19 protein-coding genes are annotated in these 18,042 nt (G+C 57.3%); 5 read left to right on the top strand and 14 right to left on the bottom strand.

The features are described from left to right. Positions 1–3: 3 nt before the first annotated feature. Complete coding sequence (locus QQX03_RS03165; protein ID WP_285976433.1) at positions 4–1,215, bottom strand: mechanosensitive ion channel family protein; 1,212 nt, start codon at positions 1,213–1,215, stop codon at positions 4–6. Between the two features lie 105 nt (positions 1,216–1,320). Here QQX03_RS03165 and trmB point away from each other — a divergent pair, with 105 nt between their 5' ends. Continuing rightward, positions 1,321–2,025, top strand: a complete 705-nt coding sequence (gene trmB / locus QQX03_RS03160) for a tRNA (guanine(46)-N(7))-methyltransferase TrmB (RefSeq protein WP_285976432.1) — start codon at positions 1,321–1,323, stop codon at positions 2,023–2,025. A 137-nt stretch (positions 2,026–2,162) separates the two neighbouring features. Beyond that, complete coding sequence (locus tag QQX03_RS03155; RefSeq protein WP_285976431.1) at positions 2,163–2,873, top strand: DUF3592 domain-containing protein; 711 nt, start codon at positions 2,163–2,165, stop codon at positions 2,871–2,873. Positions 2,874–2,957: 84 nt separating this feature from the next. Here the strand turns inward: QQX03_RS03155 and QQX03_RS03150 are convergent, their stop codons facing one another. Then, a complete protein-coding gene (locus tag QQX03_RS03150) occupies positions 2,958–5,219 on the bottom strand; it encodes an NADP-dependent malic enzyme (protein WP_285976430.1) in 2,262 nt (753 codons plus the stop codon). A 110-nt stretch (positions 5,220–5,329) separates the two neighbouring features. Between QQX03_RS03150 and mutS the strand changes: the two genes are divergently transcribed. Together mutS and QQX03_RS03140 are read left to right on the top strand one after the other, a co-directional pair. Further along, entirely contained in the window at positions 5,330–7,981 is a 2,652-nt protein-coding gene (gene mutS / locus QQX03_RS03145) for a DNA mismatch repair protein MutS (RefSeq protein ID WP_490401894.1), read from the top strand. Positions 7,982–8,007: 26 nt separating this feature from the next. After that, positions 8,008–8,346, top strand: coding sequence for a hypothetical protein (locus tag QQX03_RS03140; protein ID WP_285976429.1), 339 nt, complete (start codon positions 8,008–8,010; stop codon positions 8,344–8,346). Here QQX03_RS03140 and QQX03_RS03135 read toward each other — a convergent pair whose 3' ends face one another. The 4 genes from QQX03_RS03135 to gluQRS all read right to left on the bottom strand — a co-directional run bounded on the left by QQX03_RS03135 (position 8,347) and on the right by gluQRS (position 10,981). Then, positions 8,347–9,216, bottom strand: a complete 870-nt coding sequence (locus QQX03_RS03135) for a 3-hydroxyacyl-CoA dehydrogenase NAD-binding domain-containing protein (RefSeq protein ID WP_285976428.1) — start codon at positions 9,214–9,216, stop codon at positions 8,347–8,349. A gap of 97 nt (positions 9,217–9,313) precedes the next feature. Beyond that, positions 9,314–9,889 (bottom strand): cob(I)yrinic acid a,c-diamide adenosyltransferase, encoded by a 576-nt coding sequence (locus tag QQX03_RS03130; RefSeq protein ID WP_285976427.1) that lies wholly within the window; start codon positions 9,887–9,889, stop codon positions 9,314–9,316. Between the two features lie 21 nt (positions 9,890–9,910). Then, positions 9,911–10,141: an HIG1 domain-containing protein gene (locus tag QQX03_RS03125; protein WP_285976426.1), complete on the bottom strand. Its 231-nt coding sequence runs from the start codon at positions 10,139–10,141 to the stop codon at positions 9,911–9,913. Positions 10,142–10,153: 12 nt separating this feature from the next. Then, complete coding sequence (gene gluQRS, locus QQX03_RS03120) at positions 10,154–10,981, bottom strand: tRNA glutamyl-Q(34) synthetase GluQRS (RefSeq protein WP_285976425.1); 828 nt, start codon at positions 10,979–10,981, stop codon at positions 10,154–10,156. Between the two features lie 128 nt (positions 10,982–11,109). Here gluQRS and QQX03_RS03115 point away from each other — a divergent pair, with 128 nt between their 5' ends. Then, complete coding sequence (locus QQX03_RS03115; protein ID WP_285976424.1) at positions 11,110–11,718, top strand: HNH endonuclease; 609 nt, start codon at positions 11,110–11,112, stop codon at positions 11,716–11,718. 157 nt (positions 11,719–11,875) lie between these two features. On the opposite strand, the gene QQX03_RS03110 is transcribed toward QQX03_RS03115, so the two are convergent. From QQX03_RS03110 to dksA, 8 genes are all read right to left on the bottom strand, one after another. Next, positions 11,876–12,124, bottom strand: a complete 249-nt coding sequence (locus QQX03_RS03110; RefSeq protein ID WP_285976423.1) for an anthrone oxygenase family protein — start codon at positions 12,122–12,124, stop codon at positions 11,876–11,878. 230 nt (positions 12,125–12,354) lie between these two features. Beyond that, positions 12,355–13,584, bottom strand: coding sequence for a kynureninase (kynU, locus tag QQX03_RS03105; RefSeq protein WP_285976422.1), 1,230 nt, complete (start codon positions 13,582–13,584; stop codon positions 12,355–12,357). Further along, positions 13,574–14,221 (bottom strand): arylformamidase, encoded by a 648-nt coding sequence (gene kynB, locus QQX03_RS03100; RefSeq protein ID WP_285976421.1) that lies wholly within the window; start codon positions 14,219–14,221, stop codon positions 13,574–13,576. The genes kynU and kynB overlap by 11 nt, the downstream gene beginning before the upstream one ends. Then, positions 14,221–15,015, bottom strand: a complete 795-nt coding sequence (locus QQX03_RS03095; protein WP_285976420.1) for a tryptophan 2,3-dioxygenase — start codon at positions 15,013–15,015, stop codon at positions 14,221–14,223. Before QQX03_RS03095 ends, kynB begins: the two co-directional genes overlap by 1 nt. Before the next feature lie 36 nt (positions 15,016–15,051). Further along, the gene (locus QQX03_RS03090; protein WP_285976419.1) at positions 15,052–15,468 is read right to left on the bottom strand and encodes a DUF4112 domain-containing protein; all 417 of its coding nucleotides are present in this window, start codon (positions 15,466–15,468) and stop codon (positions 15,052–15,054) included. 18 nt (positions 15,469–15,486) lie between these two features. Next, positions 15,487–16,923: an ABC transporter substrate-binding protein gene (locus tag QQX03_RS03085; RefSeq protein WP_285976418.1), complete on the bottom strand. Its 1,437-nt coding sequence runs from the start codon at positions 16,921–16,923 to the stop codon at positions 15,487–15,489. 112 nt (positions 16,924–17,035) lie between these two features. Next, complete coding sequence (locus tag QQX03_RS03080; RefSeq protein WP_285976417.1) at positions 17,036–17,311, bottom strand: PilZ domain-containing protein; 276 nt, start codon at positions 17,309–17,311, stop codon at positions 17,036–17,038. 98 nt (positions 17,312–17,409) lie between these two features. After that, positions 17,410–17,868 carry an RNA polymerase-binding protein DksA gene (gene dksA / locus QQX03_RS03075; RefSeq protein WP_285976416.1) on the bottom strand — a complete coding sequence of 153 codons (459 nt, stop codon included), beginning with the start codon at positions 17,866–17,868 and terminating at the stop codon, positions 17,410–17,412. Positions 17,869–18,042: the final 174 nt, after the last annotated feature.

The following is an 18,042-nucleotide window of genomic DNA, read 5'->3' as shown; positions in this document are numbered from 1 at the left end:
GTCTTAGTTAGTGAGCACGCGCTGGAAATCGGCGCCGCTCGGCTCCTGGAATATCTTCAGATCAAACTCTGGCAGGATCGCCAAGAGGTGATCGAAGATATCCGCCTGAATTCTTTCATACTCGCCCCAATTCGTAGTCGAGGTGAAGCAATAGATCTCGATCGGCAGCCCTTCCGGCCCTGGCGGCAATTGCCGAACAAGCAGAGTGAAGCCTTCATCATTGATCTCGGGATGGCTTTTCAAATAGCCGATAATGTAGGCGCGCAGGGTCCCGATATTGGTGATCCGACGCGCATTTACCGCGTCCTCGCCCGCCAATTCGCTTTCGTTCCAATCGGCGATCTCTTGCTTTTTCTTGTCCAGATAGTCGCGCAACACGCGGAAACGCTTAAGCGCGGCCACTTCGTCATCGTCCATGAAACGCACCGAATTCTGGTCGATTGTAAGCGCGCGCTTGATCCTGCGGCCCCCGGCATCGCTCATCCCGCGCCAATTGCGATAGGCATCAGAGACCAGCCTGTGCGTTGGTATAGTCGTGATGGTCTTGTCGAAGTTCTGCACCTTCACTGTGTGGAGCGAGATATCGATCACATCGCCATCAGCCTGCATGCTGGGCATTTCGATCCAGTCGCCCACGCGCAGCATGTCATTGGTCGTGAGTTGGACCGATGCAACGAGCGAGAGGATCGTGTCCTTGAACACTAACAACAGAACGGCAGTGACAGCCCCAAGGCCGGACAACAAAAGCAAAGGCGACTGATCGATCAGTACCGAGATCATGATGATCGCTGCGCCGCACAGGACAAGGATCTTTATGACCTGGATAAAGCCTTTGATCGGGCGATTCTTGGACCGTGGAAGCCGCTCGTAGAGCTCGTTTGCGTAAGCAAGAGCAAGAACGATCGCCATAGCGACAGACACCACAATCAGCGCCTGTGCGATATTCCTGACGCCATCGTAGATCTCGGCCGGCAAGTTGGGCACGTAGGCAATGCCGCGCGATATGATCAGCAATGGCGCCACTGTTGCGAGCCAGGCCGCCGCTTTGTCTATCGTTTTGGTTTTTCCGTCGAGATAGGGCTCGGCGATTCTGAGGATCACGTCTTTGAGAATATAATTGACGGTCAATGAAAGCAGCGCGAGCGCTACAAGACCAACCGCTGACTGCGCCCATGGGGCGAGCCCCGACAGATATGTAGTGATTTGTTCAAACACGCGCCGGATATAGGGACTTGTGAAGGCACCTCAACCCCTAGCCCAGCGTCCGGATCGCAAAGCCTGACTGGACAATTGGCTCGCGCTTCGCCAATCGGCTGCGCTATGTCTGCATTCAAAGAAGGTGATCCGACGACGCTTAACCGGCTCTATGGCAGGAGTCAGGGCAAGCCGCTGCGCGCGCGCCAGCAAGGGTTGGTCGACAACCTGCTGCCGCAGATCGCAGTGCCAGCTGAAGGCCCTGTGACTAGCGAGATCCTGTTCGGACATGATCGGCCGCTACATTTCGAAATCGGATTTGGCGGCGGTGAACATCTGGCCTATCGCGCTGACCTGTTGCCTGATCACGGGTTTATCGGTGCAGAACCGTTTGTGAACGGTGTCGCGCAAGCATTGACCCATGTCGAGGAGCAAACGCTTGCGAACGTGCGCTTGCATTGGGGCGATGCGCTGGACGTGCTGCAACGCATTCCGGACGGTGCGCTGACGATGATCTATCTGTTGCATCCAGACCCCTGGCCCAAGAACAAGCATGCCAAGCGCCGGATGATGAACGACGGCCCGGTGAAACTGTTTGCTGACAAACTGAAACCCGACGGTGAATTCCGCTTCGGGACAGACCACGATGTCTATCTGCGTCACGCGCTGATGGTGATGCAGCGCCACACCGACAAATTCGAATGGCAGGTCAAAGGGCGTGACAGCTGGGAAAACCGCCCGTCGGGCTGGTGCGAGACCCGCTATGAACACAAGGCGCGTACAGTTTACGGGCACGAAGTTTGGTACTTCCGCTATCGTCGGTTGCCCTAGTTTGCGAACTGTCGTCGCAAAATCGCGCCCAAAGACAAACGGGTAACAGGCTGTAAATTATTAGGAATTAACCCGAGAACCGGAAGGACTGCGACATTGTTGTCCCGGCAGCCGGCAAATTCTTTGGAGTGCCCGTTATGCCCAAGGTTGTCCGCTCGATCGGCAGCATATTTCTTCTGGTCGGTCTGCTTTTCGCCGGTGTCGGAGCGTGGAATTTTTGGCATTCATCCCAACTGTCAGCGAACGGCCAGCAAGCTCAAGGGCAGGTCGTGGAAATTGAGCGAAGGAGGAACAACGACGGGAAGTTCATCTACCGTCCCGTCGTCGAGTTTCGCGACAATAGCGGGGTTCGATACGAATTTGTCAGCAAGCACGGCAGCAATCCTGCCGCATTCTCTCGCGGCGAACGGGTCAAGGTTATTTATGACCCATGGGATCCATCTGATGCCATGATCGACAGCTTTTCCACCCGATTTCTGTTTCCATTGGTGATCGCGAGCTTTGGATCACTTTTTGCCGCGATTGGTGGCTGGCTAATCTATCTCCGCATCACGCATACGCGGATCATTGCCAGCCTGAAGCAGTTAGGGGTGCCGCTGCAAGCAAGCTTCCAACAATGCGAGCGCGACTACCGTACTAAAATAAACGGACGCAGCCCGTATCATGTGTTCGCACAAGCAACGCATCCTGCCACAGGTAAAATCACAAGCTTCAAGAGCCCGCCGATCTGGATCAACCTCACCTCAACTCTCGAGAATAAAGAAGTCCCAGTGCTGATCGATCCTTCGAACCCCAAACACTGTCACGTCGACCTGAGCCAGTCGGTCAGCGAAGACGAATTCGCATAGGCGCGGGTCGGTAGCAATCTTTATGCGGCTGGATGCTTTCGAACGATCCTGTCGCGGGATCTTGTGAAGTTGCCGGCTATTGGCTCAATCCACTACGCCAGCCGCAGCCAGCACCGCCAGCGTCAGCACATCCGGGGCGATTGCAGTCATCGGCGCGATCTGGACCGGTTTCTGCATGCCTACCAGCATCGGCCCGATCGTAGAGGCACCCGCCAGTTCACGCAGCAGCTTTGCAGAAAGGTTTGCCGACTGAAGGCCTGGCATCACCAACACATTGGCGGGCGCCGACAAACGGCTGAACGGATAAAGCTCCATGACCTTGGGATTGAGCGCGGCGTCTGGCGCCATCTCGCCTTCATATTCGAAGTTCGGCTTCTCTTCATCGAGAATTGAGACCGCGCCGCGAATGCTGTCGAGCCATTTGCCGGAGGGGTTGCCAAAGGTCGAATAGCTCAGGAATGCCACGCGTGGCTCATGCCCCAACCGTTGCGCCACTTTTGCGGTTTTCCTGGCGATATGGGCCAATTGTTCTGCACTCGGGCGTTCGTTGATCGTGGTATCAGCAAGGAATACGGTGTAATTCTTGCCGATCATCAGATGAATGCCGTAGGGGATCTCATCTGGCTTGGGATCAAGCACCAGGTTCACTTCCCGTGCCGTCTGAGCAAAGGTCCGCGTAAGACCCGAAATCATTGCATCGCCATGGCCCAGCGCTACGAGCAGTGCCGCGAACACATTGCGCTCCTGGTTTACCAAGCGTCCCACGTCACGTTCTGTATAGCCCCGGCGCATCAAGCGATTATAGAGATACTCGTTCATCGCCGGTACGTGCTCTGACGTTTTCGAGTTCTGGATTTCGAAACTGTCAATGTCGTCCACCGCCAGCTCTGCCAGCTTTTCTTTGACCTTTTCCGTGCGGCCAACCAGCACTGGCGTGCCATAACCGAAATCGCGGAACTGGATCGCGGCGCGCAGCACCACATCCTCTTCCGCTTCAGCGAAGACCACACGTTTCGGATTGGCTTTTGCGGTTTCATAGACCTGCGTCAGAACCGAAGTCGTGGGGTTGAGGCGCGCTTTGAGTGAATGACGGTAGGCGTCAAGATCCTCAATCGGCGCGAGTGCTACGCCTGAATCCATTGCCGCCTTGGCAACGGCCGAAGATACAACTTCCATCAAACGCGGATCGAATGGCGCGGGAATAATGTAGTCCTCGCCAAAAGCATGCGTTTCGCCATAGGCGGCAGCGACTTCCTCCGGCACAGTTTCACGCGCCAGCTGAGCAATGGCACGCGCCGCGGCAATCTTCATCTCATCATTGATCGTGGTCGCTTGCACATCGAGCGCGCCGCGGAAGATGAACGGGAATCCCAGCACATTGTTGACCTGGTTCGGGAAATCCGATCGGCCAGTGGCAATGATCGCATCAGGACGGACAGCCTTCGCCTCATCCGGCATGATCTCTGGCGTCGGGTTGGCCATGGCAAAGATGATTGGCCTGTCCGCCATCTTCTTCACCCATTCCGGCTTCAAAGCACCCGCCGCGGAAAGTCCAAGGAAGATGTCCGCTCCGCCCAAAGCTTCTTCCAGGCTGCGCGCTTCGGTTTCCACCGCATGCGCACTTTTCCATTGGTCGACATTTTCGCGCCCGGGATAAATCGGCCCGGCACGGTCACACACGATGACATTTTCGTGACGGATTCCCAGAGATTTTGCGAGCGATGTGCACGCCAGTGCCGAGGCTCCCGCCCCGTTCACAACCATCTTCACATCTTTCAGTTCGCGACCGGTCAGGTGGCACGCATTGATAAGGCCGGCGGCTGAGATGATCGCCGTTCCGTGCTGGTCATCATGCATGACGGGAATATTCATCCGTTCCCGCAAGGCTTGCTCGATAATGAAGCATTCGGGCGCGGCAATATCTTCCAGGTTGATGCCGCCAAAGCTTGGCTCCATCAGAGCCACCGCTTCGATGAATTTCTGCGGATCTTCGGTGTCGAGTTCGATGTCGATAGAATCGACGTCGGCAAAGCGTTTGAACAACACCGCCTTGCCTTCCATCACCGGCTTGGAGGCGAGCGCGCCCAGATTGCCGAGACCAAGGATCGCCGTGCCGTTTGAAATTACCGCCACAAGGTTCGAACGCGCAGTGTATTTGGCCGCCAGCCGGGGGTCTGCAGCAATCGCTTCCACTGGTGCTGCCACACCGGGTGAATAGGCCAGGCTGAGATCGCGCTGCGTCGCCATCGGCTTGGACGCGATGATTTCGATTTTCCCCGGACGAATTGTCTCGTGATAGAACAGCGCTTCGCGGGTCGTAAAACTCAGTTTTTCTTTATCGGCCAAGGCCAACCTCCGTATCTGCCGCGTCCTGTAAACCAGCCAGATCAAGAGCGATAGGGGAAAGCTGCGTATCACCCGTATCGAATCGGATGGCTCCGCGTTAGGCCATAGCAATGGCCGCAACCAGAACCACTTCTGCCGGATCGGGCAAGGTTACTCCCATGATGGAGCAATATCTTGCACTCAAACGCGAAGCAGGTGGGTCTCTGCTATTCTACCGCATGGGGGATTTCTTCGAGCTGTTCTTCGAAGATGCAAAGGTTGCCGCAGAAGTGCTTGATATCGCGCTCACCAGCCGGGGTGAACATGGCGGCGATCCTATCCCGATGTGCGGCGTGCCTGTGCATTCTGCAGAAGGATATCTTGCGCGGTTGATCAAGGCCGGGTGCCGCGTCGCGATAGCAGAACAAGTAGAAACGCCTGAAGAATCGAAGGCACGCGCAAAGGCCGAAGGAAGGCCTGTCAGCAAAGCTTTGGTGAAGCGCGACATCGTACGGTTTGTGACGGCAGGGACGCTGACCGAAGAGGCTTTGCTTGAGCCGCGGCGGGCTAACCTGCTGGTCGCTTTGGCAGATGTGCGCGGCACCATTGGCATTGCAAGCTGCGACATTTCGACCGGGCAAATGGTGCTGGAAGAGTGCCCGCTCGAAGCCCTGGATGCAGCGCTGGCAAGACTAACCTTCAGCGAATGTGTTGTGCCTGAGGGCACCGAATTCAGTCCGAATGATGCCATCCCGCGCGCAAAATCCGAATTCGAAAGTGAGAACGGCAAAGCGAGCCTCCAGCGGGTACACGCGGTTGCGACGCTTGATGGCTTCGGTGATTTTTCTCGCGCCATGCTGGCAGCTGCAGGCGGACTGATTGAATATCTCGAACATGTCGGGCGCGGCACGCTGCCCCTGCTATTGCCCCCGCAAAAGCGCGATGCGGGACAGACCATGGCCATGGACGAAGCCACGCGTTCAAGCCTCGAGATACTCTCCAGCCAATCCGGGCAGCGCGAGGGAAGCTTGATTGGCGCGATAGATCGCTGTGTGACTGGAGCCGGAGCGCGATTGCTAGCTGAAGATCTGGCAGCGCCATTGCTTGATCGCGGTGCCATCGAAGCGCGTCTGGCACTGGTGCAGTGGCTCCATATTGATCCGCTCAATCGAGCAGAACTTCGCGAGATGATGCGTAATCTGCCAGACCTGGGGCGTGCGCTGGGCCGGATAGTCGCAGGTCGCGGCAGCCCGCGTGATATGGGACAGATCCGTAACGGGCTAAACGATGCACGGCGCATTGAACTGTTTCTGGGAAGCCAGCCAGATGTTCCAAAGCTGCTGGCAAACCTGCTGCCGCAATTGCGCGGCCACGGCGCGCTGGTGGATTTGCTGACCCGCGCGCTCGTGCATTCTCCGCCAACCGAACGCAGCAATGGCGGCTTCATCGCAGAAGGCTATGACGCATCCCTCGATGAATTGCGTGCGGTATCAGGTAATGCACGCAAGGCCATCGCGGCGATGGAAGCGCGCTATCGTGATGACACTGGCATTTCATCGCTCAAGATCAAGCACAACGGTGTGCTAGGCTATTTCATCGAAGTGCCAGCCAAGCACGGCGACGCTTTGATGGCGCCAGACAGCGGCTTTACACATCGCCAGACCATGGCCGGTGCCGTCCGTTTCAATTCAGTCGACCTGCACGAAGAGGCGAGCCGCATTGCCGAGGCTGGTGGCCATTCTTTGGCCGCTGAAGAGGCACATTTCGAAGATTTGGTCGGCGAAGTGAACGCGGCGCGAGAAGCGATCGCTCAAACCGCCGCAGCCCTTGCGCGGATCGATGTGAGCGCAAGCCAGGCTGAACGCGCAGCCGAAGGCGGTTGGTGCAAGCCCGACATCGAAGAGGATCCGGTGCTTGATATCAAAGGCGGGCGACACCCGGTAGTGGAGGCCGCGCTCTCCAAGGCAGGTGATCGCTTTGTTGCCAATGATTGCGCGCTGGCGCCGAGTGACCGGTTGTGGCTGATCGGCGGCCCCAACATGGGCGGTAAATCGACGTTCCTGCGGCAGAACGCACTGATCGTGCTACTCGCGCAGGCGGGTGGATTTGTGCCAGCCAACGCGGCAAGAATTGGCTTGGTGGATCGATTGTTCAGCCGTGTCGGTGCGTCGGATAATCTTGCGCGCGGTCGCTCAACCTTCATGGTCGAAATGGTCGAGACTGCGGCTATATTGAGCCAAGCATCGGATCGCAGCTTCGTTATTCTGGACGAGGTCGGGCGCGGAACCTCTACCTATGATGGCCTTGCACTGGCGTGGGCGGTGGTTGAAGCGGTCCACACAAATATCAAATGCCGCTGTCTGTTCGCGACACACTATCATGAGCTGGCAAGGCTGGCGGAACGATGTGAAGCACTCTCGCTGCATCATGTCCGCGCGCGCGAATACAAGGGCGACCTTGTTCTGCTGCATGAGTTGTCCGAAGGTCCGGCCGACCGCAGCTACGGCCTGGCTGTCGCGCGGCTTGCCGGGGTGCCTGACCAAGTCGTCAGCCGCGCAAAGCAAGTGCTCAAGCAGTTGGAGAAAAACCGGACGGAAACGGGCGGTTCGGCGGCTGGATTAGGCGAGTTGCCTCTTTTCGCCGCGCTGGAAGAGAGTGAGCCGGAACATCAGGAAACGCTCGTAGACCGGTTGGCAGAGATCGACATCGACTCGCTTTCCCCTCGCGAAGCTCTTGATATTCTGTATGAATTATCATCCGAAGCCAGGGCTACGAAAAGTTAACGCCCAATCGGCTATGTCTTCGTATTATGTCGAAGAGCATTTTTCAAAGTCCGAAAAAGGCGTTGATGATGGTTGGCGCGACCATGTTTGGTGCCGTGATCCTGGTCGGTTCTGAAGACCGGGAGGGCGCATTGGTGCATGCGGCGGCGAGCGTCGAGAACAACGCGGCCAAGGCATCGGCGCGACAGGAGTTCAATGCAAACCCTCAGCCCATGCGGCAAGTGCAACGGTCCAGCGAAGTCATTGAAATTGATGGCTGGGCAGAGGATACCGACTTGATTGACGACACATCCGGTTTTGATCCGACCCCGGACGAATTTGATCCGGCTGATGGCGACGAATATTATCTGGAAGATGAATTTTAGCTAGCGCGTCGGAACAGGCGCCTCGCCTGTGTAGTCGTAGAAACCGCGGCCCGTCTTGCGGCCCAGCCAGCCCGCCTCGACATATTTCACCAGCAAGGGAGCCGGGCGATATTTGCTGTCACCGGTCGTTTCGTAGAGCACCTTGATAATCTCGAAGCAGGTATCCAGCCCGACAAAATCAGCGAGCTCCAGTGGCCCCATCGGGTGATTCAGGCCCAAGCGACACCCTTTGTCGATATCGGCAATGCTTGCAGTTGACTGGCCCAGAACAAACACCGCTTCGTTAATCATAGGCAGCAGGATGCGGTTCACAACGAATCCTGGTTCATCCTGACTGAGGACGACTTGCTTGCCCAGCCCTTCTGCAAAGGCGGAGATTGTCGCAGTGGTTTCCGCTGCCGTTGCCAGGCCCGGAATGACTTCGATTAGGCCCATCACCGGCACCGGATTGAAGAAGTGCAAGCCGATAAAACGAGCTGGGTCGGGCAAGAAGTTCGCCATACGGGTAATTGGAATCGAACTGGTGTTGCTGGCCATGATCGCTTGCGGATCAAGAACGACACCGGCAGATTCGAAGATAGCTTTCTTGATTTCTTCGCGCTCAGTCGCGGCTTCAATGATCAAACCGGCATCAGCCATTGGTGCATAATCGGCAATAGGCGTGATCCGGGCGAGAGTGGCTTCTGCCTGGTCGATCTCGACCTTGCCGCGCCCAACCAGCTTGCCCAGCGCCTTCTCGATTGTCGCTTTGCCCGCTTCTGCCCGTGCGAGATCAACATCGGCCAGCATGACTTGCATCCCGTGCTGAGCCACGGTCTGGGCAATCCCGGTGCCCATTTGGCCTGCGCCGATTACGCCAACTGTCCGCATGATGATCAATCCCTTCGCAACTGCAGCATTTGCTATGCGAAGGCTGTTAGCGGCGGTTTTCCGGCTTGGCTAGCGCCGAGATGTCAGCGGACAAATTCTAACGGTTCGCGCCTGGCACCCATTTCACGTCATCCGCGCCATTGTCATTCAACACGCGCGCCAACACGAAAAGATAGTCTGACAGCCGGTTGATGTAGGCGACGGCCGCCGGGTTTATCGGTTCCTCCGCCGCCAAGGCGGTCACAGCACGCTCTCCGGCGCGGACCGAAGCCCGTGCCACATGCGTGCGCGCAGCCGCTTCGCTTCCGCCCGGCAAGACAAAGCTCGACAGCGGTTCCAGAGATTCATTCAATCTGTCAATTGCCTGCTCGATCCAATCGACCTGTTCCTGCGTTACGCGCAGGACCATTTCCGATGGCGCAAAATCCGCATCAGGAGCCGGCGTGGCAAGGTCGGCACCCAGATCGAACATGTCATTCTGGATCCGGAACAAAGCATCAGCATGCGCACCTGATTCTAGAGAGGCAGCAGCCAAGCCGATCGCGCTATTCGCCTCGTCCACTTTGCCGATCGCTTCGATCCGCGAGGAAGCTTTGGCAACGCGTGACCCATCGACCAGGCCGGTCGTGCCATCATCGCCAGTTCGTGTGTATATCTTGTTGAGCTTGACCATGCGGATCGCTGAACTTTGTCGCTATTGCGAAACGGCTAGCAGAATGGCGACCACTGCCACAGCAAGCGCTTGATATTTTATACGCGCGAACATCGCCTTGTTCTGCATCAACTGCATTTCCTTGACGGTTTCGCCTTCGCCCGATTCCAGATCAATCTTGGTCGTCTTGAGAAACGCCACAACGCCGCGAACCAGCGAGAACATCACCAATGCCATCAATATGACAAGCGCAATAATCAGAATAACGTTCATATCACCTACCTACTACTCAGACAGCGAAATGCCAGCAGGAAGGTTCCCGCAAAGAAGATTATCTGCGAGTTGACGCCCATCTACTCCGGCACCGCGCAGGTCCGCGAGAGAGCGGCTGTCGCGGCGTTTCGCAAGTTTCTCTCCAGTGTCATCAAGCAACAGCTGGTGGTGATGCCAAATGGGCACGGGCAACTGTAGCAGTTCTTGCAGTACGCGGTGGATATGCGTGGAAGTGAACAGATCCGCGCCGCGCGTGACCAGCGTCACACCATCTGCCGCATCGTCCAGCGTCGCGGCCAGATGATAGCTTGCCGGGCCTTCCTTGCGCACCAGCACCACATCGCCAAATGGGCGCGGGTCAGCCACTGCGATACCAGCGATCTCGTCTTCCCAGACAATCTCTCCAACGCGCGCCATCGCCTCTTCGACATCGAGCCGCAACACCGTTTGCTTACCTTCATCTACGCGCCTGCCCTTGCAAGTTCCGGGATACACCAAGCCCTCTGGCCCAATGCGCGGCTGCAAAGCGGCAATCTCTGACCGGGTGCAGGCGCAGGGATAGAGCAGGCCCGCATCCTGCAATTGCTTTGCAGCTACTTGATAGCTGTCCAGCCGCGTCGATTGCGCCGGGACTTCTTCCCACTCCAGCCCCAACCATTCCAGATCACGGCGAAATTCGTCGGCCAGCTCGGGCTTGCTTCGCACGCCGTCGATATCCTCGATGCGCAGAAGAAACCGGCCGCCTCTTTCCTTCGCCAGATCATGCGCAATAATCGCGGACCATGCATGGCCCAGATGCAGCATGCCATTAGGGCTTGGAGCGAATCTGGTGACGACCATTGTTGACTCAAATTCCCTGCCTGCCCGCGTGTGCGTCAAATCATGCTTGTGGAAAGCGCATTTGTCACGGGGTTGACGCTTTTGTCAGCAAATGATTCTTTGCAATCAATCAGGGAGGCACGCAAACCGTGTTCAAAACCGAACTGATCGAAACTGCGGCTCACTTCCGACGGGCGGAGGAGGATCCGACACGCAATCTGTCGGCATGCCCCGCGCTGGTGCTGAATGCGGACTACACCCCGCTATCCTATTACCCGCTTAGCCTGTGGCCCTGGCAAACCGCGATCAAAGCGGTGTTCCTTGACCGGGTAGACATTGTCGCCAGCTATGAACGCGAAGTGCACTCGCCCTCGCTCGACATGAAGATTCCAAGCGTTATCGCCCTGCGACAATATGTCAGGCAAAACGAATTCCCCGCCTTCACACGTTTTAACGTGTTTCTGCGTGACAGCTTTGAATGCCAATATTGTGGCAGCGGCGACAATCTGACCTTTGACCATGTGATCCCGCGCCGCTTGGGCGGGAAGACCACTTGGGAAAACATCAGCAGCGCCTGCGCGCCGTGCAATTTGAAGAAGGGCGGGCGAACACCGCAACAGGCGCATATGCATCTGCGCGAGCGGCCGATCCGCCCGACCAGCTGGCAATTGCAGCAGCGCGGACGGCTATTCCCGCCCAACCATTTGCATGAGACCTGGCGCGATTACCTCTATTGGGACATCGAACTGGAAGAGTGATTGGTGGCGCCTGCCAATCAGTCAGTTGCGGACATCGCCAAACACCCCAGCAGTACAAGATGCGAACGGCAATCGCTGCGATCAGCAATGCGAGCGATAGGGTGCAGGCGATGGTGCGCACATGGTTCCAAACGGTCCATTTCGCGAGATAAACAGCTCACATCTCGCTGCCACCAGATCCATTTGCATCGGTCGATTCCAGGCGATTGTTCAGCGGAACATTCCCGACCACCGTAACAACGAACATGCCCAGGAAGTATAGGCCGCTTCCCGCAAGCGCCCACTGCGCGCCAGGCAAGGATGGCTCAAACAGCATCAGTACCACAAGGGCCGCTGCGGCGAGCGAGCTGCCAAAGAAGATCGGCAAGAATACCGATTTGAGGATGATCCGATTGATCGACTGCATGGCAAGCATCCCCGCCGGGGCCTCGATCGCATCTCAAATGCCGAGAAGGTAAAGTAAACACCCGCCATGATACCCACCGAAATGGCGGTGAACCATAGCAGCCCATCGATGACGATTTCCATGCGATCCTCCCTAGAACTGCGGTCTGTGATTGATATCTACCAATAAGACGCGCGTAGCGCCAATCTCGTACAGTTGGCATGCATCTTTTCCGCCTCGAGATCGAATACTCAAGTCACCGCCGCTCTTTGATTGAATTCGTCGCGTTGCCATTCGCCGGTTTGCAGCACCTCGGCCAGATGACGCACGGCCTCGGCCATATCCTCGAACCGCAAGTATGCCGGCGCAAAGCCCAACCGCAAAATATCCGGATCACGGAAATCGCCGATCACGCCGCGGGCGATCAGTGCCTGACAAATGGCGTAGGCATTCTCATGCCGGAAACTGAGCTGGCTGCCACGCCTAATGCTGTCTGATGGGCTAACCAGCTCAAGCGCGATATCGCGGTCTGACAAGCATTCGAGAAAGAATTCGGACAGCGCCTGAGACTTGGTATAAAGCCGATCAACGCCAATCTCCGCGATCAGATCGACGCCCACTTCCAGCGCGGACATGGAGAGAACTTGCGGCGTGCCGCAAAGCAATCGGTCGACACCGGGCGCAGGAATGTAAGCATCGTCAAATGCAAAGGGCCGCGCATGCCCCATCCAGCCGGACAAAGGCTGGCACAGCGTTTCATGGTGCCGCCCAGCAACGAAAGCATAGGCGGGCGCGCCGGGCCCCCCGCACAGATATTTGTACCCGCAGCCAACCGCGAAATCCGCGCCGACAGCATTAAGATCGACCGGCATCGCGCCGCCTGTGTGCGACAGATCCCAAAGCACCAGCGCGCCAGCTTCGTGCGCGGCATTGGTCAGCGCCGCCATGTCATGCATTGCGCCGCTCTTGTAGTGAACATGAGTCAGCAAAAGCAGCGCTACATCATCGTCAAATGCGTCAGCGATCTGCTCGCGCGCGGCCAGCCGTTGCTCGGCCAATCCCTGCTCCTGCAAACCCTGGATCATGTAGAGGTCAGTCGGGAAATTGCCCAGTTCGGACAGGATAACCTTGCGGCCGGGACGCATTGTGAGCGCCGCGCTGATGAGCTTGAACAGGTTTGCGGAGACGCTGTCCGCTACGATCACTTCGCTCGCGCGCGCGCCGATCATCGGGGCGATCTTTGCCCCGATCCGCTGCGGCAGATTGATCCAGCCCACCCCAAGATCAGAGGCGTTCCAGCTTCGGATCAGGCCTTCGCCCCATTCACCCGTTACGACCTGATGAACCCGCTCAACGGCCGCCTTCGGGAGCGCCCCAAGCGAGTTGCCATCAAGGTAGATCACCCCATCTGGCAGCGTGAAGCGATCACGGAAACCGTCAAGCGGGTCGGCACCATCTAGCTCACGCGCCCTATCCAGCATCTGCCAGCTCCCTTAATATCGCCCGCACCGGCGACGCATCGCCGCCCGCGATGGGCAGAGGCAGTGCGATCAGCTCGTAACGCCCGGCCGGCACGCTATCGAGCACCAAACCTTCAAGGATGCGCATATCCGCTGTGAGCACAGCCTTGTGCGCATCCATTGTCTTGGAGTTCTGCGGATCAATCGAAGGGCTGTCGATCCCGACCAATCTGACGCCGCGCGATGCGAGCTCGGTTACTGTCTCTGCCGCGATCGCGGTAAAATCCTCGCGCCATGCATCATGCGGGAATGCGTCATAGGTCCGAAACAAGATGCGCTGCGCTTCGCCCAAGTCAGGCAAAATCTCAGGCTGGATCGCGGCCCCGCAATCGCGCGCATCGACCACCAGGCACTCACCCAGATACGCGTCCAGATCGACCGATGCGATATCCGGTGACGCGGCATCATAGTGCAGCGGCGCGTCTGCGTGCGCGCCGGTATGGGTCGACATGGTAAGAGCGGATACATTGACCGGCGAACCATCCCCGATCTGCCAGGTGTCGACTTGCCCGAACGCGGTATCGCCGGGCCAAACCGGCACATCGGCGTGCAGCTTTTGGGAAATGTCCCAGATGCGTTGACGTTTTCTGGGCGACATCAGATCGCGGTCCGCACGCTAAGCAGTTCCGGGAAGAATGCCTGCTTCAGGACGCCTGCCAGATAGGGCGCGCCGGGTGTGCCGCCGGTCCCCTTCTTGAAGCCGATAATGCGCTCTACAGTCTTGAGATGTCCGAAGCGCCACCGCTGGAAATGATACTCCAGATCGACCAGCTTTTCCGCCAACTCATAGAGATCCCAATGTTTCTGGGGGTCACGGTAAATCTCCGCCCAGGCGGACTCGACGCTGGCATTGTGTTCATAGGCTGCGACCGGATCACGGTTCTGCGCCGCCGGATCAATCGCAAATCCACGCCTAGCCAAGAGCTTGACCGCTTCGTCGTAAATGCTGCCACGAGCAATCTCGCGTGTCAGTCGCTGTGACCAATCGCCAGTCTTCTCATGCAGTTGGATATGTTTGGCGTCGCGCCCACCCAGCATGAATTCCATCATCCGATATTGCGGAGATTGAAACCCGCTCGATGTGCCCAAATGCGGGCGAATGGTCGAATAATCATGCGGGGTCATGGTGCTGAGCACGTCCCAGCTCTGGATCAACTGTCCCTGTGCTCTTGCGACACGGCTGAGCATTTTGAACGCAGGGCGCAAGTCGTCGGCCTCGATCTGAGCGCGAGCTTGTGTCAACTCATGCAGACACAATTTGAGCCACAATTCGCTCGCCTGATGGACGATAATGAAGAGCAATTCGTCATGCGCACCGGAGGCCGGGTACTGCGCGCCAAGAATGCGCTCAAGATCGAGATAGCCGGTGTAAGTTACGTCGCTTTTCGCCATGGCGAACGCTTTAACCCGCAACAGTCACAATGGAAACTATCCCTCTATAATCCGCGCCTCGGGATGATGCTTGTCCAGATGCTTCTTGATGATGCGAAGGTTGCGCGTGTTTGACCTGAACAGGACGTCCGCCGCGTCCCCTACCAGAGGAACCGCACCAATGGCCGTATCCACTGCAATATTGCCGGCCATCCGCCACAGCTTCCACTTCGGCAGGCCCAGATTGCGCGCTGCCCAGACAATGTAGGCACCCAACGCTGTCGTCACGATATCGCCCAGCACGGGTATGAGGCCTATGATTGAATCCAGACCAATCGGAAAGTTGGTACCCGGGACTTTGAAACTGCGCTCGAGGAGCATCTCCATTGCTTCCACACGCTGGCTGATCGATTGAACGTCAGTTCCGGTTGGCAGCGATATACCAACGATTTGCGGTTCGTCCGGATTGTTCAAATGCGTCTCCTTCCTCGCTTATGTGGGAGGTTGTGAAAGCGGGAACAAGGGGTGCAGCCCCCAACGGTTCTCTTCGAAACCCGTTATGTTGCCGCGAACAAGTGACCAACGTACGGGCGCGCCCAGCGGGATAAAAACTTCTGATCCAATAAGCTGCATGTGTGCGGCGGCGAGCAGTTGCGCCTTCACAGCTGCATCTCTTTCTACAATTGATTGCTCGACCAGATCATCCACCTCTTCAGAACAGAGGCCCAGCTCAAGGCGGCAATGAAACTGGTTCAAGAACCATCGCGGCGAGTAGAATCTTGCCAGCCGATCGTGCAATTCCAATTCTGCACCTTCGCCCATGCCCGTTCGGACTGCGGTGATACCGATTTGCCCTAGACCGTTGCTCAGCTGTTCGAACAATGTATCGCTGCCCGGCCCTTCTGGTAGGCCGATACGAAGCACAAGCTCTTCCCCTTGTGCCCCTTCCCAAGCGGCAACCCGTCGGCTCGCTATCTCTCGCCTTTGTTGCAGCGAAAGATTGGCCCAACGGTCGCCAAGAGCAGCCACACCCACTGCCAGCTCTTGCGGAATGATCCAACTGGTCGATTGCCAGCCGCCGACATTGAACGGCTGCAACAGGCCTCCACGATCAATCGCCAGACTCAGGGCCTGCCTGCGCGCCGGATCTGCCAGGAACCCGCTATCGCTCCGAACGATCAGGCCGAACAGACCAAGCGCGGCATCAAGCCTGATTGTACCACGCGTCAACGGGCCGGTATCCGCGAGTGGCAAATCCGCCAGTGTACCGTTCAGGACAAGATCAATCTCGCCATCAGAGAATGCATCCACCGCTTCTCTCGCTGACATGACGGAGACCGCCACTGGTCGCGTACGGGATTGCCATTCCTCGCGTGCCGGAAAGCCGCGTGCTTCGGGTGGGATGGGTTCGAGCACAACCGGCAAGGAGTCAGTCTGGTCAGATCGAACCATAGGTCCGGAGCCGCCGCCTTCTAGAACAATACCCATCTCCGGTTGAGCAAGCAGGCGAAGAAAATCGGGCATCGGACTCGTCAAAGTGATTTCGATGACACGCGCGGTCATATCGCGGATCTCGTCGACTTTCGACAGGTCCAGCCCCAATGACGTGCCGCGCAAATCGCGCATGTTTCGTCGAAGCGCGGTGCGGATATCGTCAGCGGTCATCTCGGCACCGTTTGGCCAATCGGAATTGCGCAGGCGAAAGATATAGCTCAGGCCATCGTCGGTCACGATCCAGCGCTCGGCCAATGCCGGGACCACATTGCCGGCTTCGTCGATAGTCACGAGGCCTTCGGCCGTTGCGGCGCGATAGTGCTGGCCAGCCGGTGACAAGCGCATCCCGCTTGAGATCAAGCTGTCAGCGTCTCCGATGATGGCAACATTGACCGGCCCCTCCGGTGTCGAAGGGCCACACGATACCATTGTCATGGCCGAGAGAAGAGCAAGCGCAATCCGCATAAGCGGTTGAGCTAGCAGGTCAGGCAATCGAGGTCAGGAGAAAATTGAGTTTGCGCGAATAAATCGATTTGGTGCTCGGAAATCAAGCAAAGGTCGGATCAACCTCATTATCAAAAGCGACGCCAAAGCGTGGCTCCTGCACCCAGACCACCGTTCCGGCCACGTCGCCTTGTTCGGGCAGACTGATCGTCAATCTGGTCCCGGATCGGAGGGGGAACGGGCCTTCACCCATCATGCCATTGCGCGAAAGATTCCGGACCTTTATCGGATGCGGCATCGGCTCGCGGCCTACGCGCAATTGCGCGTGCTGGACTGTGTCCACGCGCGTTTCTGCTCTGCGTTGCGTTAGTTCGGCCATGCTTCACCCGTTAGTCCACACCGATTCTACGGCGGCGAAGGGCAAAAAATAGGCCAGTACGGCTAACGAAAAGTTAAAGCGGGTATTTCGGCCCAAGCTTAGTCGTCGCGGGATATCTTCTCGCGGCGTTCGTGCGCTTCTTGTGCTTCGACAGTCATGGTCGCAACTGGCCGTGCGATAAGACGTTTCAGACCGATTGGTTCGCCGCTCACTTCGCAATAGCCATACTCACCTTCATCAATCCGGCGAAGCGCCGCATTGATCTTGCCGGTGAGTTTACGCTGGCGATCGCGCGTGCGCAGCTCAATGCCCCAATCAGTTTCACTGGATGCGCGGTCGTTCAGATCCGGTTCGCGGATTGGGCCATCCTGCAGCGATTGCAGAGTCTGACCGGCAGCGTCGTGAATCGAGCGCTTCCATTCGAGCAACAACATGCGGAAATAGTTCCGCTGCTTCTCGTTCATGTAGGGTTCGTCCTCGCTCGGAACATAATCCGGGCCAATCACACGCTTGGCTTTTTCGAGAACATCGATTTCTTCAGACGCCGCAGTGGCCATGTATTCCTCTCAACCCAGTCATTTTCCGCCCAGCCGTTCCTATCCTGCTGTCCCGCTTTGCGGTGACAAAGAATGACATTTGTAAGCGGGCCTATAGGCTCGTGAAGTTTGCCGCACAAGGCGTTTCGCAGACTGTTGAAATAATGCTTTTGAATGAATGAATTGTGACCGGTT

It is taken from the genome of Altererythrobacter rubellus (genome assembly GCF_030284385.1).
Classification (GTDB): domain Bacteria; phylum Pseudomonadota; class Alphaproteobacteria; order Sphingomonadales; family Sphingomonadaceae; genus Erythrobacter; species Erythrobacter rubellus.
Note: the sequence above shows the minus strand (reverse complement) of the source record. Positions and strands in the feature narration are given on the sequence as shown.

Excerpts from the sequence above, each read along its gene's own strand:
- trmB (WP_285976432.1), top strand. The coding sequence starts at position 1,321 with ATGTCTGCATTCAAAGAAGGTGATCCGACGACGCTTAACCGGCTCTAT.
- QQX03_RS03110 (WP_285976423.1), bottom strand. The coding sequence starts at position 12,124 with ATGCAGTCGATCAATCGGATCATCCTCAAATCGGTATTCTTGCCGATC.
- QQX03_RS03095 (WP_285976420.1), bottom strand. The coding sequence starts at position 15,015 with ATGGCGAAAAGCGACGTAACTTACACCGGCTATCTCGATCTTGAGCGC.
- kynB (WP_285976421.1), bottom strand. The coding sequence starts at position 14,221 with ATGTCGCCCAGAAAACGTCAACGCATCTGGGACATTTCCCAAAAGCTG.
- QQX03_RS03125 (WP_285976426.1), bottom strand. The coding sequence starts at position 10,141 with ATGAACGTTATTCTGATTATTGCGCTTGTCATATTGATGGCATTGGTG.
- QQX03_RS03080 (WP_285976417.1), bottom strand. The coding sequence starts at position 17,311 with ATGGCCGAACTAACGCAACGCAGAGCAGAAACGCGCGTGGACACAGTC.
- mutS (WP_490401894.1), top strand. The coding sequence starts at position 5,330 with ATGGCCGCAACCAGAACCACTTCTGCCGGATCGGGCAAGGTTACTCCC.
- kynU (WP_285976422.1), bottom strand. The coding sequence starts at position 13,584 with ATGCTGGATAGGGCGCGTGAGCTAGATGGTGCCGACCCGCTTGACGGT.
- QQX03_RS03155 (WP_285976431.1), top strand. The coding sequence starts at position 2,163 with ATGCCCAAGGTTGTCCGCTCGATCGGCAGCATATTTCTTCTGGTCGGT.
- QQX03_RS03085 (WP_285976418.1), bottom strand. The coding sequence starts at position 16,923 with ATGACAATGGTATCGTGTGGCCCTTCGACACCGGAGGGGCCGGTCAAT.
- gluQRS (WP_285976425.1), bottom strand. The coding sequence starts at position 10,981 with ATGGTCGTCACCAGATTCGCTCCAAGCCCTAATGGCATGCTGCATCTG.
- QQX03_RS03130 (WP_285976427.1), bottom strand. The coding sequence starts at position 9,889 with ATGGTCAAGCTCAACAAGATATACACACGAACTGGCGATGATGGCACG.
- QQX03_RS03135 (WP_285976428.1), bottom strand. The coding sequence starts at position 9,216 with ATGCGGACAGTTGGCGTAATCGGCGCAGGCCAAATGGGCACCGGGATT.
- dksA (WP_285976416.1), bottom strand. The coding sequence starts at position 17,868 with ATGGCCACTGCGGCGTCTGAAGAAATCGATGTTCTCGAAAAAGCCAAG.
- QQX03_RS03140 (WP_285976429.1), top strand. The coding sequence starts at position 8,008 with ATGTCGAAGAGCATTTTTCAAAGTCCGAAAAAGGCGTTGATGATGGTT.